The sequence below is a fragment of the Marinoscillum sp. genome, assembly GCF_965229915.1.
In the GTDB taxonomy this organism is placed as follows: Bacteria; Bacteroidota; Bacteroidia; order Cytophagales; family Cyclobacteriaceae; genus Marinoscillum.
This window is the reverse complement of sequence record NZ_CBDDJZ010000001.1, coordinates 4,802,451-4,819,026: the sequence shown is the minus strand read 5'-3', so window position 1 is coordinate 4,819,026 and position 16,576 is coordinate 4,802,451. Positions and strand designations below refer to the sequence as shown.

The window sequence follows — 16,576 nt, the reverse complement described above, 5'->3', positions numbered from 1 at the left end:
AGAAAATGGTTAGTTTGTCGTTTCATAGTATATGAGACACAGATTTCGTTTTCTTGGCACTTTGATCATTCTTCTCCTGAGCGTACAGTTGTTTTCTGGCTGTCATGCCTCCTATTATAAAATACCCATTACCAAATCGCGCAAGCACTTCAGACCCTATGATAGCAAGCGAGACAGAGGCAAAAAACGTGTTAAGATCAAGAAGTACAAATCACTGAAGCGAACCAAAAAGATCAATGCGCAGCATCAAAATTAACTTTCTCCTTGTACTGGGTTGGCTGGTTTATTCTTGCAGCCCCACGCCCACCGATCAAAAAGTAGGTGTATTAGGTGACAGTGCCATGGTGGTATCTGCTCACCCTCTGGCTACCAAGGTTGGTCTATCCATCCTGAAGCAAGGTGGTAATGCGTACGATGCTGCAATAGCAACTCAATTCGCCCTTGCTGTGGTCTATCCCCGAGCAGGTAACATTGGGGGTGGTGGATTTGCAGTGATCCGAGAAAATGATGGAAGCATCAATTCTCTGGACTACCGAGAAAGAGCTCCTCTGGCAGCCTCTCGCACCATGTATCAAAATGACAGTGGTCAGGTAGTGTCTGATAAAAGTACGCTGGGTCATCTGGCTGCTGGTGTTCCGGGGAGTGTGGCAGGAATGTGGCAACTTCATGAGCGCTATGGATCTCTACCATGGGCTCAACTGTTACAACCAGCAATTGTACTGGCACATGAAGGTCATCGCATCACCCAGGATGAAGCCTCCGCGCTCAACGAAAAACAGGATGACTTCAAAGCTGCCAATGACTGGAAACCCTGGGTAATCAATGATGAAGGGTGGAATGGTGGAGACTATGTTACTCAGGTGCAGCTAGCTGCTACCTTATCATTTGTCAGAGACTCCGGGAGAGACGGTTTTTACAAGGGCATTGTGGCTGGCCAGATCATTAACGAAATGGAACGTGGCGGAGGTCTGATCACCAGAGAGGATCTGGAATCTTACGAAGCTACCTGGCGTACACCTTTGGTAGGCACCTATAAAGGACACAAGGTCATCACCATGCCTCCGCCCTCTAGTGGTGGTGTGGCAGTACTGCAACTGCTGAAAGGAGCTGAGTTCGTACAACTAGCCAATTATGATCATAACAGTACTGATGCGGTACATCTCATGGCCGAGATAGAAAAACGCGTGTTTGCTGACCGAGCAAAACACCTTGGAGATCCGGATTTCTATGAAGTACCAATCGAGACATTGCTATCAGAAGAGTACAACTCAAAAAGGTATGCCGGCATTAATACCACCTCTATCACACCAGCTAAGGAAATACAAGGAGGAGAAGTGCCTTATGAGTCTGATCAAACAACCCATTTTTCCATAGTAGATAAGTTTGGCAATGCAGTGTCAATCACGACCACTCTCAACTTAAACTATGGCTGCAAAGTGTGGGTAAAAGGTGCTGGTTTTGTCCTCAATAACGAAATGGATGATTTCAGTGCCAAACCAGGAGTGCCTAATTTCTTTGGTTTGATTGGAGCAGAAGCCAACTCCATTGCCCCGGGCAAAAGAATGCTTAGCTCTATGACACCTACCATCCTGGAAAAGGACGGTCAGTTAAAGGCAGTAATCGGCAGTCCTGGAGGAGCGACCATTATCACCTCGGTATTTCAGACTATAGTGAATCTGGTGGATTACGATATGTCTATGCAAGCTGCAGTAGAGAGTAAGAAAGTTCATCACCAGTGGCTTCCAGATCAAATCAAAATGGAAGAATCTGCCATCTCTGATCAAACCCAATCTGAATTAGAGGAACAGGGGTACCAGTTTCAGGTAGTTGATAAGATAGGCCGAACTGACTGTATATTGGTCCGGCCAGATGGGCAACTCGAAGGAGGTGCTGACCCTCGTGGAGATGACTCTGCTGAAGGATACTAATTAGCCTTTCTAACTTCAAATTCTACCCGTCTATTGAGTTTTCGAGTAACTTCTGATGCATTACTTGCCACTGGTTGTTCGCCTCCAAAACCTTTGCCATCTATCCGGTCACTTGCTATTCCCTGAGAGACTAGATAATCCGTCACTGCGTAGACCCGCTCCTGAGACAATTCCACGTTGAGCATGGCATTTCCCACATTATCAGTGTGTCCTTTGAGGAAGATATTTACTTCGGGGTTTTCGTTCATCATTTCCACTACCAAATCCAACTCATCTTCTGACCCTTCCACAAAATTGGCCGTACCTCTATAGAATAAAACATTATTCAATGTGATCACGTTTCCTTCCTGCAGTGGTTCCAATGCCACGGAATAAATGGAATCAGTAACCAGCGTATCCAGGTCATAACTTCTTTTGGTCGAGAAGTACCCTTCGGACTTAAATTCCAGCCGCACTGAACCAAGTATGCTGCTGAGTAGCAACTTACCCTCTGACGCGGTAGCTCGATCCGCATCGTTCCCCAGAATCACTACAGAGCCATTCACTGGATCACCTGTATTCTTATCGATCAGTTCAAAGGCAATAAATTGCTCCTCTTTTTGATCCTTAACCACCATCAACTGTGACGTAGTATCAATGGTCTCTTTAAAATCTGCCTCAATCCGAATTCTTTTGATATCTCCATAGCCATCGCTATTCTGAGTGGAAACAAAGTAGGCATATTGGGAATCATTGCTGAATACAAAACTGGTCTCAGAGCCTGATGTATTGATTTGATCCAGTGCGATTGGTTCCGACCAGTTTTGCCAGGTATCATCCAACCGGGTAGAATAAAACAAGTCAAAACTTCCGGCACCTCCCCTACCATTACTAGCAAAATAGAGGGTCTTATTGTCAGGAGCTAAAAATGGCGAGATCTCCTGAAACTCAGTATTCACTGTGATCCCAAGGTTTTTTGGGGCAGACCATTTTCCATTGGCATCTAGTATGCTTACGAATAAATCATCCACGCCATACCCCAGGTTGTTTTCCAGGCTCATCAGCATATACCGACCATCTCTCGACAAACCACCAGTTTGGAGTGGTGAGCGGTTTTTGAAGTATGGTACGTTTACCTCTACAGTCTGACCATTCAAACTTCTGGCCATTACTTTTCCATAATACAGCCCTTTATCAAACCACACATAATTATATAGAAAATACTGTCCATCTGGTGTAGTTCCCAGAGGCGAGGTGAAGTGCTGATCATTTACGTCAAATGGCTCCGGTGTGGTCCAGGTAGTATCCATGAGATTTGAAGTCCAGATATCACCCACATCCTGAACTCCAGCTTCATTACCTGGGTGACGCTCTCGTGTGAAATAGATTTTGGAATTGTCAAAATCAAAGAAAATATAGTTTTCGCCTTTCACAGAGTTTAACGAGTCCAACGACTCAGGATCACTAAAAAATTGCAATTGTGAATAAGACACGTAATAATAAAGAATGGATAGAAGTAGAAGGGCGTATCTCAGCATTATATAATTATTCAAAGATTTTTTTTAATATTTTTTATTTTTAAACCAGTTGACCTATTTTTGGCATGTTGGGGCCTTAACCAGCGGTCACAAAATTAAACAAGTGTATGAATGCTTAAATCCCTAATCAGAAATGGTTGGGGATTTTGTTTTATAACTACATCCACTTAGTTTTAGTATTGTTATTTAACACTCACAAAAGGATTATCCTTCACATAAAAGCGCCAAGGTAGCAGGGCATCCTCCTCAGCATAGTCAACACCAATGCGTACATCAGTAGCCATCTCAAAAGGTTCAGAATCAGATACGCTAGCAAGCCAAATTTGATCGCCATTTAAGGATATCCCATTGAGAGCAGTGGAGATTCCCATGGCCTGACTGAGCATGCCTGGACCTGATGAAATCTTCTTTCTGGGTATTTTGGAGCCTCTTCGCTCCTGCATGATATCTACATTGATCACCGGCTCCACACCCCGTATCAAGACCGCATCGGCTTGCCCTTCTTGATTAGTAACAACATTAAAGAGGTGATGAATCCCGTAGCAGAGATATACATAAGCAGTACCTCCCGGACCGTACATCACTTCTGTCCGGCGAGTACGTTTCAGAAAGGTGTGACAGGCTTTATCGCATCGGCCATTATAGGCTTCCGTCTCCACAATCTTTGCTGCTGTGATAATTCCATCTATGTTTGTTATCAAATACTTACCAAGTAAGTCTTGCGCAATTTGCACCACATCGTCACGCTCGTAAAACGAATGTGGTAGTTTTTCGTAAGAAGAAAGGTCGTACATTAATAAATAAACTAAACCTATTTAAAACGATGAGTAAAATCGCAAAACTAACCTTAATATGTCTTCTATTCGTCACTGGGTCAGCAATGGCACAGATTGACACCCCGCAGCCTAGCCCAGCAGGATCTGTATACAGCAAAGTGGGACTTACTGATGTGACTATCGACTACTTCAGACCAGGAGTAAAGGGGCGTAAAATCTTTGGTTCGGGAGACGAGTTCCTGGAGCAATTTGGTGAAGTGTGGAGAACAGGCGCCAACTCTGGAAGTATGATTACTTTCAGTACCGATTTAAAAGTGGCTGGTCAGGATGTAAAAGCAGGTGAATACCAGATCGTGAGTATCCCTGGTAAAGATGAGTGGCAGGTAATGCTTATTTCTGAACCAATTGGAGGAAACGAAAGCGCTTACGATGAGTCTAAAGCAGTGGTAAAAGCTAAAGTAAAGCCAGCTCAGCCGATGAATGTGGTGGAAAGAATGACTTTCCAGATCACTGATATCAGCGCTGACAATACCAAAGCAAATATCCAGTTTTCATGGGCCAATGTGATGTGGAACCTTCCAATCGAAGTAAACTACAAAGAGCAAGTGATGAAGGATATTGCACAGAAGACTCAAGTAAACCCGGCTGTGTATTCACAGGCTGCTAACTTCTACCTTTCTCAAAACATGGAGTTGGAAAAAGCGCTGGAGTATATGAACAAATACCTTGCTATCGGAGAAAACTCGAATCAGTTTTGGAATGTGCATACCAAGGCATTGATTCTGAAAGCTTTGGGTAAGAAGAAAGAAGCAATAGAGACTGCCAAGCAGTCTATGGAAACGGCTAAAGCAAGTCCAAATGGTGACTTTGGTTATGTGAAGAGAAATCAGGATTTGATCGATTCACTGAAATAATCAACAAAAACTCATAACAACAAAGGCTCTGAAATTTCAGAGCCTTTGTTGTTTAGTTCCTATTAAAGAGTTGGATTATCCAGCTAAGCAGCATGGTCAACAGGCAGCCAATGGCGTTGTACCATAGATAACCCAAAGAAATCACTTCGTACACTGTCAGGAAATGGAAGACTATCACCGTAGTTTGTGCTACTAATGCTGCCCAGAACACGGCACTCCCTCCTACCCGCTTCATAAAGAAAGCCACCAGAAAAATCCCCAGAATAGTTCCATAAAACACAGACCCAACAATATTGACAGCTTCAATTAGATTCTCTGAATTCTTAGCCAGAATAGCGAATGAAATGGCAATTCCTCCCCAAAGTAGGGTCAATCCTTTTGATACCAGCACATCATTAGTGGCGCCTTCTTTCTTGAGCAGTCTGGTGTAAATATCCACTGTAGTAGTGGAAGACAATGAGTTAATCTCCGAAGAGGATGAAGACATGGCAGCCGAAAAGATTACAGCGATTAACAAGCCGATTAATCCGTGCGGGAGATAGGTAAGGATAAAGGTCAAAAACACGTAATCAGAATCCTTTGTTTCAATTTCAGGATCTACTTTTAGCAGCAATCCCTTCACTTCATCTCTAATAACCAAAGAGCGGCTATCCGCTTGTTGCAAGGCAGCAGCACCTGCATCCGTAGGATTCTCAGCATAGCGCATAGCAGCGGCTTTTCGCTCTTCCAGTACCAGTTCATACTCTGACGCCAGCACCTCGTATTCCGTTCCGTATTCTGACGCTTTGAGTTGCTGAACTGAGGCATCCTTAAAGTGAACAGGAGGAGTGTAAAACATGAAAAAGATGTATACCATCACTCCTGTGAACAGAATAAAGAACTGCATCGGAATCTTCAATATTGCATTGAACATCAGTCCCATTCTGCTTTCGGTAATGTTTTTACCACCCAGGTATCTCTGAACCTGTGACTGATCGGTACCAAAGTATGACAATGCCAGAAACAAGCCTCCAGTCAGGCCTGACCAAAGGGTGTAGCGCTTTTCTACATTGAAGTCCAGATCCACAGCATTGAGTTTTTCCAAACTCCCGGCTATGTTCAATGCGCTAGAAAATGAAACGTAATCAGTAATGTAAGCAATGATGATCCCGAATGTCACGAACATTCCTATCATAATCACTGCCATCTGCTGCTTTTGGGTAATACTGACGGCTTTGGTACCACCAGAGACAGTATAAACAATCACCAGTCCACCGGTAATGAAGATGGTCATGGTGAGGTCCCATTCCAGTATACTCGATAAGATAATGGCTGGCGCATAAATTGTAATGCCAGCAGCCAATCCTCTTTGGATCAAAAACAGAAAAGCTCCCAACATCCGCGTCTTCAAATCAAACCGAGACTCAAGGTATTCGTATGCGGTGTAAACTTTTAGCTTGTAAAATATTGGAATAAAAACCGCTGAGACAATGATCAAAGCGATTGGCAAACCAAAGTAGTTCTGCACAAACCCCATTCCACTTTCATACCCCTGACCAGGTGTGGATATGAAGGTAATGGCACTGGCCTGAGTAGCCATCACAGATAATCCAATGGTACCCCAGCTCATGGAATTATTGCCAAGCAGGTACCCTTGAATGTTGTTATACCCCCTGGTCTTATACACTCCGTAAGCCACTATCGCCAGGAGAGTGCCAAATAGCACCACTATATCCAGCGTATTCATCAGTAGGCCTGGCTAAAGAAGTACAACATCACAATGATCAGTAGCAGGAATCCAGCCACAAGCCAATAAATGGACCGCCAACTTTTAAAGTATGGCGGTGTATCGAGTTCTCTGTTGTCTTTGGTGGTATCGGTCATGGCATCTTAGGGGTTTTCAGACTTACCCAGGTCGATTATATTCATAAACAATCGGTAAGCACCTGACACTCCTGCTGGCAACTCTCTAAAGAAGGAAATACCAGTGTAGCAGTAATAGCCCTCACCATATTTTCCCACAAGCAAACTTCCCTTCGTTTGCTCTTCACCTGGGTCGTTCATTCCTAGAATCGGCTGAAGATCTGCTGACCATTCATTAGGAAAATACAAGCCTCGTTCCTGTACCCAGCCTTCCATATCTGCCTGAGTAATGCGATTCGGCTGGTTGAGCACTCGGTGCTTTGGTGACAGAAACTCAACTGGGGCGTTTTCTACAGTGACCCGATCTCTGGATAACTTCAAATCAAAAGGAGCCACTTCTTCGGTGACTAGCCGATGACTGGTATTGTACTGAACGATCATTGTACCTCCATTTTTAACATAGTCAAACAACTCCTGATTTTTGTAGGATAACCAGGGAAGCGTATTGAAGGCTCTGATACCCAAGATCACAGCATCGTAAGCGGCTAGTTCTGTAGCAACTACCTGGTCCTTGTCCAGCTGTGTCACCTGGTAACCAACCTGCTCCAGGTTAGCTGGCATATCGTCTCCAGCACCCATGATGTAACCTATTTTTGAATTGATGTGACGTGCGTCCAGTTTCACCACTTTGGCGGTAGCCTCCTGAAATAGGGTTTGTTTGGGGATGTGATCATAGTCTATGACCGACCGTCCACGTTGGTAAACCTGACCATTTACTTTTGCGCTCACCTTTATGATGCCCTCTGATGCTTTCGACGGAGGTGTAAGCAAAAACTCAAACGGAATTTCCTCATCTTCTCTCCTGGCCTCAAAATCATACTGCTCTGGACTGGATGTCCATCCATCTGGTACGTCGAGTTGTAAGGTTCCGCTCAGATTATCCCTTCCTGCAATTAGTGTCACATTAATTGGTTTGGGATCAGCATTCGAAAAAATCAAAGCTTTTGCATCCAAATTGATCATGGCCTCAGGCTTGATGATGAGTGGGGTGATCACCTCTCCCTTTACCGGGTCTGTACGCCGATACTGTACCGGGACTGGCACTTCAAATACCTGATCTTCGATACCCAGGCTCACATATCCCATTACAGCGGGATTGTTTTCGGGAAGTCCTCTTAGCAGCTGGTCATCTACCTGGTACATCCCCTCTGTGCCGGGCTGCTCCAACCAGTAGGGGTTGGTATAAGACATGTCATCTGGAATGATTAAGTCATAGGTGAATTCTATGGATTGATTGTCCTCCATTTCCATATTGTACACAAAGCGCTCATTGTTCAGAGAAAACCTGATAGCATTGAATGACAAGTTGAAAGGACTCCTATTGATTGCTTCCAGATTGATTTTGATGGAGTCTCCAGGAATATAGGCTGGTTTCACGGCATTGAGTGCCAGGTAGGTCCCTGATATTAGTTGGATCACCTCCTCAAGTTCTTTGAGTTTTACTTCTTTCCAAAACTGGTCTGAAAGGGTGAGTAGCTGTTGTCTGGCAATCAAAAGATTTTTCAAAGCTTCTGAAGGATCTGAGGTACTGTATGTATCCCTGGCCATTTTCAAGGACTTAGCCACTCCTTCTGCCCCTTTCACTCGCTTCCATGAGGTATCAATACCTCCAAACAGGTCTCCTGTATTTTCGCCTCCCCATTGCTTAAAATACTCGAATTCTGAACCTCTGGATCCAGAATTACCAAAACCCTGACTCTTGTGCATCGAGCGGCTCAAAGCAGCTATTTCTGTATACGAATACCCAAGGGAGCTGTTAAACTCACCTACATCTACTTTCACATACTCTTCAGGATCAAACTTGGCTCCAGTATTTCTAAAAAACCAGGGGCTTGTATTCCAAAATATCTTCTTTGGCTGCCAGACATCTACATGTGCAAGCTGCTCAGGAAACCTGCTGGGGTCCCCACTCGCTTCAAAAGCTTCCATGGCCAAAACTGCACTGGCCGTATGATGCCCATGAGTGATTCCGGGCTGCAGCGAAAATCGAGTAATTAATACATCTGGACGAAACTTACGAATAGTCCAAACAAAATCTGCCAGCACTTTCTCTTTGTCCCAAATGTTAAAGGTCTCATCTGGATCCTTGGAATAGCCAAAATCATTGGCTCGTGAAAAAAACTGTTGCCCGTTGTCCGTTCTTCTGGCAGCTAATAGCTCCTGGGTACGAATCACACCTAGTTTCTCCCGAATCTCTGGTCCGATGAGGTTCTGTCCGCCATCTCCTCGCGTAGCTGCGAGATAACCCGTGCGAAAATGACGTCCATTAGCCAGGTAGGCAATGAGCTGTGTGTTTTCATCATCCGGATGTGCGGCTACATAGAGTGCTGTGCCCAGAGTGTTGAGTTTTTTGAGCTTCTGCTCAATATTACCACTTGTATAGGGCGATAGCACTTGAGCAAATGAAGCAGAATAGATGAGGAGTAGAATTCCTGTTAGGTGGAGGTATCGTTTCATTGTAGTGAGCTAACTTTTCTTACAAACTAAAGACAGAAAGACGCACTGGTTTGTTTGCTGTTCTGTTTAATTTTCCAACCAGAAAACTAGACAATATTTTAGTCGGAAATTTGCCATTTATTAATTAATTTCAGTATTATGGATTGATGGCTAAATCATTATTTGATTGGTTGTCTTTTAGCGAACACACAAAAATTAAGAACCTGTAATGGAAAAAAGTACGATCCTCCTCGTAGATGATCATAAGATTATCCGAGATGGACTGAAGCTGTATTTCGAGGGAAACGAAAAATACGTGGTGGCAGATGAAGCGTCTACTGCAAAGGAAGCTTTGAAGCTGCTAGAATCAAACGAATATGATCTGGTCATCACCGACATAAGCATGCCTGAGATGGATGGAATTCGTTTTACTCAAGAACTGAGAACCTTCAAACCAGATCAGAAGGTAATGGCCCTGACCATGATCAGCGAGAATCAACACATCAAGCACATGCTCTCAGCTGGCGTGAATGGTTACATCCTCAAAAACGCTGATAAGAGTGAGATTTTCAAAGCTATTGATACGATCCTCAATAATGAAAACTACTTTTCCAGTGAAGTGACCAAGATCATCATGGACAACATGACGGGCAAGAAAAAACCCACAAAACAACGCCTGTCCATAGAAACACCACTGACACGCCGTGAAAAAGAGGTACTGGAGCTTATTGTCAAAGAATATTCTAATCAGGAAATCGCTGACGAATTATTCATAAGTGTACGTACTGTCGATGCGCACAAGCGAAATTTATTGGAAAAAACGGGATGTAAAAATATTGCCGGTCTTGTGGTATATGCGATCGAACATAACATAGGATAATAAGGTTGTTTTCCTAGAAATTTATAAATCCGAGCGACTTTTGAATTCAACTTGATGCACTAAATTATGTGTCAAATGAGCTTGCCGTGAATCGTATCCATAACATTGACGAGTTAACACTCTATCAGGAAATTTTTTTAAAATCTCCTGGTCGCAAAATGATTATCTCCGAATCAGGAGATATTCTTTTGGCCAATGAAAGTGTAAACAAGTTATTTGGTCAAGACTTTGCTGGACAGACCATTCAAGGCCTTTTGGGCTTGGATAGCATTCCTTCGGAAGAATTGTGTCATTTTATTGATGGTTTTCCATATCTGGTGAAGACAGAAGAGCTCTCGGTAAACAACTACAGGGCTCTTTTTTTTGAATCACTGTTTCACGACCCAGACCCCCAGCTTTGGTTTTCGGATCTTGCCAATTTCTTTTCTGAACCCATGTGGGTTCTCAACAGTGATCTGCAACTTCTCAATTTCAATAGCGCCTTCCGTGAAGATGTAGAAAACTACATTAAAAGGAAAATAACCCGGGGGGATCATGTTCTATTTCCTGAGTATGATTCTACTTACCTATCCTTCTGGGAGGATCTCTATAACCGGGCATTGCAAGGTGAGAAAGTCCAGTACGAGTTTAGCCGGGATGACAAAACGCAGGATGACTATGCCATGCTCAACCTGGAACCAATTATCAAAAACGGCCAATGCATCGGGATAGCCTGCTTTACCAAAAACATCAGCTCCCTTAAAAAAAGCAACAACCTTCTGGTTGAAAAGACAAAAAAACTGCACGCTGCATTCGAAATAGCTAAGATGTCTGAATGGGAATATGACAGCCATGCCTGTGAATTCACGTGGATGGAAAAGGCAGATCAATTTTTGGGTGTGTTTGATGTAGCGTTCCCTACCAGATGGGAGGAATTCATCAAAATGATCCACCCGTCCGAGCAACAGGGTGTGGAACAAGCCTTTGATACAGCGGCCCACTCCGGGATGCTGTCATTAGAAACAAAAATCTCCTTCAACCAAAAAGACTACCTATGGGTAAAAATAGCAGCGACACACCAGTCTGGTCAGTCTGGTCTTATTGGGATTATTCAGAACATCAATGAGCAAAAGCATGCACAGCTCCTATTGGCCGAAAGCGAAAAAAGGTTCAGAGATTTTGTAAACGTAGCTCCTGCGATCATCTATCAGTACAACATCACCTCAAGCAAAGGACTGTTTTTTCACAAAAAACGGTAGAGATTCTTGGTTACAGTTTGGAGGAGTTAACCACGGAGATAGACTTCTGGTCTAAACTAATTCACCCCGATGATTATGACAGAATTTTGGCCGAAAACGCTGACAGGAAAGTAAACGATCGATACATCCGGGAGTACCGCATTTTACATAAACAAAACCACTGGGTGTGGATCAAGGAATATTGCATTGATGTGCAAGAGGTAAAAGGCAGCATCATCATTACGGGTATTGCGTTTGATATTAGTAAAGAGAAGGAAGACCAACTGAGGCTAGACCTTGCGCTAAAAAGCTCCCAAATGGGCGTATTCGAATACAGACCTCAATCAGATCTCTTCATCACCAGCGATGTTGTGGTCAATAGTCTTGGATACGAAAGCAGAAAAGAACTGCCAGATACCCTCACTGAATTACTCCAAAAAGTGGTGCATCCTGAGGACATGCATTTGGCCATGAAATATAAAAATGAATCTGATCGGCTTCAACTGGGTGAAATCCAGAAAGGATTCTACCGAATGCAGCACAAGGATGGACATACGATATACCTTGACTTCTTTTATGTAGCGGCTGATGTAGACGAAAAACAGCAACCAATTAAGATCATCGGTACGTTGAAAGACATCACCGAACAAAAAATTCAAGAACTGGACCTGGCACATACGAATCAGTCCCTCCAAAAAATCATCGAAAGTGTACCTGGAGTCGTTTTTAGATGCCCGAAAAACTCGCCTGACAAAGCCGACTTTATCAGTGAACAAATAGAAGGTTTGACGGGCTACCGGATGGACGAATTCAAACCTCAGGGAACGATCAACTACTTAGACCTCATTTATCCAGCCGATCTGAAACGTCTATTTGAAACCATAGAATCAGCGCTAGAAGACAATCACTTTTATGAAGTGACCTATCGCCTGCGTCATAAAAGCGGAAGAGATGTCTGGGTATGGGAGCGCGGTAATTTCATCTCGATGGATGGAGAGGTATATATTGAGGGATTTATGACTGACATTACAGATACGGTAAAGGCTGAGGATCGGCTACTATCTGCTACTCTCAGAGCAGAAGATACGGAGCGAACCAGAATCTCCAGGGAGATTCATGATGGAGTGCAGCAAACGCTGGTTTCTTCGCTCTTTTCATTCCAGGAATTTTTAGTGCGAATGAATGGCGAAATGGATGAAAAGTCTGAGCTACTTTTTACCAGAGCTCTAGAAACATTGCAAGCCGGAGTATCCGAAACGCGAATGATTGCACACAGCATCATGCCGAAATCTATTTCTGATTTTGGTTTGATCGACACATTGGATCAGATGTTTGCCAACCTTTCAGACACCACGTCCTCGCGGTTTAGCTTCTACCACAACATTCCTGAGGACTCAATCAACGATGCAATTGCTACATCTCTATACCGTATTTGTCAGGAGGCAAGCAACAATATCATGAAATATGCCAAGGCCACCGAGGTGGAAGTGCAACTCATGAAGCATGACAACTCATTGATTCTCAGTATTGATGATAACGGATGTGGATTTGATGCCAGATCAAAAGACATTTACTTCTCTGGACTGGGAATCTCCTCCATGAAAAGCCGGGCAAATGCTATCTCCGGAACATTTGACCTCTCTAGCAAGCCTGGAAAGGGCACGAGCATCATGGTAGAAGTACCACTCAATTAAAAAGAACTTTTTCCCAATTGACGGATTGATTATATCCCAGAAACTCCCCGTTGATTTCTAGCGGAGACACCACATTGTTACTGTAGAGCTGACCTGTACCGAGCCCCTGGTACCCATTATCTGGAAACTCACCAGCAAACTGAGCGATGGCATTGAGTCCAATATTGCTTTCAAGAGCCGATGTAAGCCACCAGCCAATCCCCAGGTTCTGCGCCACCTTGATCCAATCCATAGTCGCCTGAAGTCCTCCAATTAAAGTAGGTTTCAAAATAATGAACTGTGGATGAATCATTTTGAGTAGCTCTAACCTCCTACTCGTTTCGTGATACCCGATGAGCTCCTCGTCCAGGGCAATTGGGATAGGTGAGCGCTTACAGATTAGCTGCATGGCCTCCAGTTGTCCGGGCATGATGGGTTGCTCAATGGAATGCACATCGTACTTCTCCAATTCACTCAATCTTGCAAATACTTCATTACTTGGAAAGCCGCCATTTGCATCTACACGGATAATGGTCTTTGGCGCTTTTTCTCTGATGTACTGGATCAAGTCCAGCTCAGCATCAAAATCTATAGCCCCTACTTTTAGTTTGATGCATTTAAAACCTGCAGCAATCTTACGATCCACTTGCTCTCGCATGAAGTCCGCATCACCCATCCAGATCAACCCATTGATAGGAATATCCTTTTTCTCCTGAAAAAACTCATTGTTGAATAGTTGCCTTTTTCCTCCATACAAGAGATCTAACAGGGCTGTTTCCAGTGCAAAAACCAGGCTTGGTAGTTCTTGTGGGACGAGCCTTCTACACAGCGTGTACACTTCCTCTGTACTTTTGGGCAGTTCCACGGATTTAATCATTTCCTGCAGTCGAGGTAGAAATGCTAGTACTTCATCCAGAGTTTCTTCACTTAGCTTTGGTAGTGGCGCAGCTTCACCCAACCCATACTCCTGGTGATCCAACAGTGATATTTTGATAAAACAAACCGGATGCTCCGTCATGACTCCTCTGGAGGTGCCTGCCTGAAACTTGAATTGAAGTGAACGAATGGTGTGCTCTAAGATCATATAGCCTTAAAATAAAGGTATAAGTCAAAGGTTTCGCACGTTTGGCGAAAATATTCCCAAAAGTTCCTGTTTCTGGTTTTTCTTTGAGGCGACAAGATTACCCGTATGGCTCAAAAAACATTACTTCTTGAAGATTTTACCTACGAATTACCAGATTCGAGAATAGCTAAATATCCTCTGGCAAAAAGATCTGACTCGAAGCTTCTTCATTACCGTTCTGGCTCTATCAGTCATTACCAGTTTCACCAAATTCCTGACCTGTTATCAGCGGGAACTTTGCTGGTATTTAATGACACTAAGGTCATACCCGCCAGGCTGATCTTACAAAAAGAGACTGGCGCGCGCATCGAGATTTTCCTGTTGGAGCCGATCGCACCTTCTGGGGTTCATGAAGAGGTGATGAGCTCTAGTCGATCTACCACGTGGAAAGTGATGATTGGTAACGCCAAAAAATGGAAAATCGACTCAGAGCTGCACCTGCAGTTGGAGGAGGATCTTTTTGTGGCCAGACGTATCAACCAGGACACCGTGGAGTTTGGCTGGTCCTCGGACCTTAGTTTCTCTGAAATCCTCCTCAAAGTAGGCGAGATCCCTCTACCACCCTACCTGGGGAGAGAAGCAACTGAGGAAGATATACCTCGTTATCAAACAGTTTACTCCAAACATGAAGGCGCGGTGGCAGCACCCACTGCAGGTTTGCACTTTACGGATGAAGTGCTCAACGAACTTACTTCTCGTGGGATAGACACAGATTTCCTGACGCTTCATGTTTCAGCAGGGACCTTTCAGCCCATCAAGTCAGCGGATATTAAAGAACATCCAATGCATCGGGAACAAGTACTGGTGAAACGAAGCAATATCGAAGAGCTATTAAAGCATGACACAATCATACCAGTGGGTACCACCAGCATGCGCACTATGGAGAGTCTGTACTGGTTTGGTCAACTCCTCCACGAAAACAAGAACGCAGAATTCTTTATCACCAAGGAAACAGCCTACCAATTCGAAAATACACTGACACGCAGAGAAAGCTTGAGTAACGTACTGGACTATCTCGATCGCACAAATCAAGAAATCATTTCTGGTCAAACTGAAATTTATATTTACCCGGGTTATGAACTGAGGGTTTGTGATGGACTGATCACGAATTTTCATCAGCCGGGCTCTACCTTGATACTACTGGTAGCTGCCCTCCTGGGTGATGACTGGAAGAAGGTATATTCAGAAGCTCTTGATCAGAACTATCGTTTCTTGAGCTATGGTGACAGTTCATTACTTATCCCATAATTAGTTATCTTCAAACCCATGGAAGCAGTGAATGAAGTATGGATTGAGTTTAAAGAATTGGTAACGAGTATCTATGACCTTTTTACCAAATCCCTATTTAAGCTGGGAGATAATGACGTCAGTCTGGGCAAAATTCTTTACCTACTTATCTCTTTTGTCATCCTCACGTTTCTCGCCCGGCGGCTGAAAAAACTTCTGGTTGATCGGATCCTGATTAACACATCTATGGAACCTGGGGCTCGAGCAACTGTGGGCACAGTGACAAAGTTTTTGTTCATCGTTGTTGGCTCCATTGTCATAGTCCAAACAGCTGGTATCGACATGAGTGCTCTTACCCTTATTGCCGGGGCACTTGGCGTGGGTATTGGATTTGGATTGCAAAACATTACAGACAATTTCATCTCCGGAGTGATTATTCTGTTTGAAAAACCCATCAAAGTTGGAGACCGAATAGATGTGGGTGATGTACAGGGCAATGTGATGAGTATTTCATTTAGAGCGACTCAGATCCTAACCAATGACAACATCTCCATCATCGTACCCAACTCGGAGTTCATCTCCAGCCGGGTGATCAACTGGAGTCATAATGATCGCAACATACGCTTCAGGATTCCTGTGGGAGTAAGCTACAATGAGGACCCGGAAAAGATCAAAACCATCCTATTGGAGGTAGCAGACAAAAACCCACATGTACTGAAGAAGCCAGAGCCCTCAGTCTTATTTGATGAATATGGAGACAGTTCCCTGAATTTCTACTTGGCCGTGTGGACGTCAACGCATACGGATAAACCAAGAATTCTGAAATCGGAACTCTATTTTGAGATCTTCAAAGAATTCAAAAAGCACAAGGTAGAAATACCGTTTCCTCAGCGAGACATCCATATCAAAACTCAACCAATGGTGATTGAGACCAAATAGAAAAGCCTTCCACCATCAATGGTGAAAGGCTCCTTTGTTATACT

The 16,576-nt window shown here is 43.8% G+C and carries 14 protein-coding genes; 8 read left to right on the top strand and 6 right to left on the bottom strand.

Going from position 1 to position 16,576, the window contains the following annotated elements; genetic code table 11:
- The first annotated feature begins 31 nt into the window (after nt 1-31).
- Nucleotides 32-256, top strand: a complete 225-nt coding sequence (locus ACO067_RS20605; RefSeq protein WP_421877724.1) for a hypothetical protein — start codon at nt 32-34, stop codon at nt 254-256.
- Nucleotides 237-1,928, top strand: a complete 1,692-nt coding sequence (ggt, locus tag ACO067_RS20600) for a gamma-glutamyltransferase (protein WP_421877722.1) — start codon at nt 237-239, stop codon at nt 1,926-1,928. Before ACO067_RS20605 ends, ggt begins: the two co-directional genes overlap by 20 nt.
- Here the strand turns inward: ggt and ACO067_RS20595 are convergent.
- Together ACO067_RS20595 and ACO067_RS20590 are read right to left on the bottom strand one after the other, a co-directional pair.
- Nucleotides 1,925-3,445: an OmpA family protein gene (locus ACO067_RS20595; RefSeq protein WP_421877720.1), complete on the bottom strand. Its 1,521-nt coding sequence runs from the start codon at nt 3,443-3,445 to the stop codon at nt 1,925-1,927. The two genes, ggt and ACO067_RS20595, sit on opposite strands and share 4 nt — an antisense overlap.
- Nucleotides 3,446-3,627: 182 nt before the next feature.
- Complete coding sequence (locus tag ACO067_RS20590; RefSeq protein ID WP_421877718.1) at nt 3,628-4,239, bottom strand: DNA-3-methyladenine glycosylase; 612 nt, start codon at nt 4,237-4,239, stop codon at nt 3,628-3,630.
- A gap of 29 nt (nt 4,240-4,268) precedes the next feature.
- On the opposite strand from ACO067_RS20590, the gene ACO067_RS20585 reads away from it, so the two are divergent.
- On the top strand, nt 4,269-5,135 hold the full coding sequence (locus ACO067_RS20585; protein ID WP_421877716.1) for a DUF2911 domain-containing protein: 867 nt from the start codon (nt 4,269-4,271) through the stop codon (nt 5,133-5,135).
- Between the two features lie 52 nt (nt 5,136-5,187).
- Here ACO067_RS20585 and ACO067_RS20580 read toward each other — a convergent pair whose 3' ends face one another.
- From ACO067_RS20580 to ACO067_RS20570, 3 genes are read right to left on the bottom strand one after another with little or no spacing between them, the layout of a single operon-like run.
- The gene (locus ACO067_RS20580) at nt 5,188-6,861 is read right to left on the bottom strand and encodes a sodium:solute symporter (protein ID WP_421877714.1); all 1,674 of its coding nucleotides are present in this window, start codon (nt 6,859-6,861) and stop codon (nt 5,188-5,190) included.
- The gene (locus ACO067_RS20575; protein WP_421877712.1) at nt 6,861-6,998 is read right to left on the bottom strand and encodes a hypothetical protein; all 138 of its coding nucleotides are present in this window, start codon (nt 6,996-6,998) and stop codon (nt 6,861-6,863) included. The genes ACO067_RS20580 and ACO067_RS20575 overlap by 1 nt, the downstream gene beginning before the upstream one ends.
- A 6-nt stretch (nt 6,999-7,004) precedes the next feature.
- Nucleotides 7,005-9,494, bottom strand: a complete 2,490-nt coding sequence (locus tag ACO067_RS20570) for a PIG-L family deacetylase (RefSeq protein WP_421877710.1) — start codon at nt 9,492-9,494, stop codon at nt 7,005-7,007.
- A gap of 208 nt (nt 9,495-9,702) precedes the next feature.
- On the opposite strand from ACO067_RS20570, the gene ACO067_RS20565 reads away from it, so the two are divergent.
- The 3 genes from ACO067_RS20565 (at nt 9,703) to ACO067_RS20555 (ending at nt 13,264) form a co-directional block, all read left to right on the top strand.
- Nucleotides 9,703-10,353: a response regulator transcription factor gene (locus ACO067_RS20565; protein WP_421877708.1), complete on the top strand. Its 651-nt coding sequence runs from the start codon at nt 9,703-9,705 to the stop codon at nt 10,351-10,353.
- Between the two features lie 86 nt (nt 10,354-10,439).
- On the top strand, nt 10,440-11,591 hold the full coding sequence (locus ACO067_RS20560; RefSeq protein WP_421877706.1) for a hypothetical protein: 1,152 nt from the start codon (nt 10,440-10,442) through the stop codon (nt 11,589-11,591).
- 17 nt (nt 11,592-11,608) lie between these two features.
- Nucleotides 11,609-13,264, top strand: coding sequence for a PAS domain-containing protein (locus tag ACO067_RS20555; protein WP_421877704.1), 1,656 nt, complete (start codon nt 11,609-11,611; stop codon nt 13,262-13,264).
- Here ACO067_RS20555 and ACO067_RS20550 read toward each other — a convergent pair.
- Nucleotides 13,257-14,327 (bottom strand): o-succinylbenzoate synthase, encoded by a 1,071-nt coding sequence (locus ACO067_RS20550; protein WP_421877702.1) that lies wholly within the window; start codon nt 14,325-14,327, stop codon nt 13,257-13,259. The genes ACO067_RS20555 and ACO067_RS20550 overlap by 8 nt on opposite strands.
- A gap of 105 nt (nt 14,328-14,432) precedes the next feature.
- Here ACO067_RS20550 and ACO067_RS20545 point away from each other — a divergent pair, with 105 nt between their 5' ends.
- Together ACO067_RS20545 and ACO067_RS20540 are read left to right on the top strand one after the other, a co-directional pair.
- On the top strand, nt 14,433-15,614 hold the full coding sequence (locus ACO067_RS20545; protein WP_421877700.1) for an S-adenosylmethionine:tRNA ribosyltransferase-isomerase: 1,182 nt from the start codon (nt 14,433-14,435) through the stop codon (nt 15,612-15,614).
- An 18-nt stretch (nt 15,615-15,632) separates the two neighbouring features.
- On the top strand, nt 15,633-16,532 hold the full coding sequence (locus ACO067_RS20540; RefSeq protein ID WP_421877698.1) for a mechanosensitive ion channel family protein: 900 nt from the start codon (nt 15,633-15,635) through the stop codon (nt 16,530-16,532).
- Nucleotides 16,533-16,576: the final 44 nt, after the last annotated feature.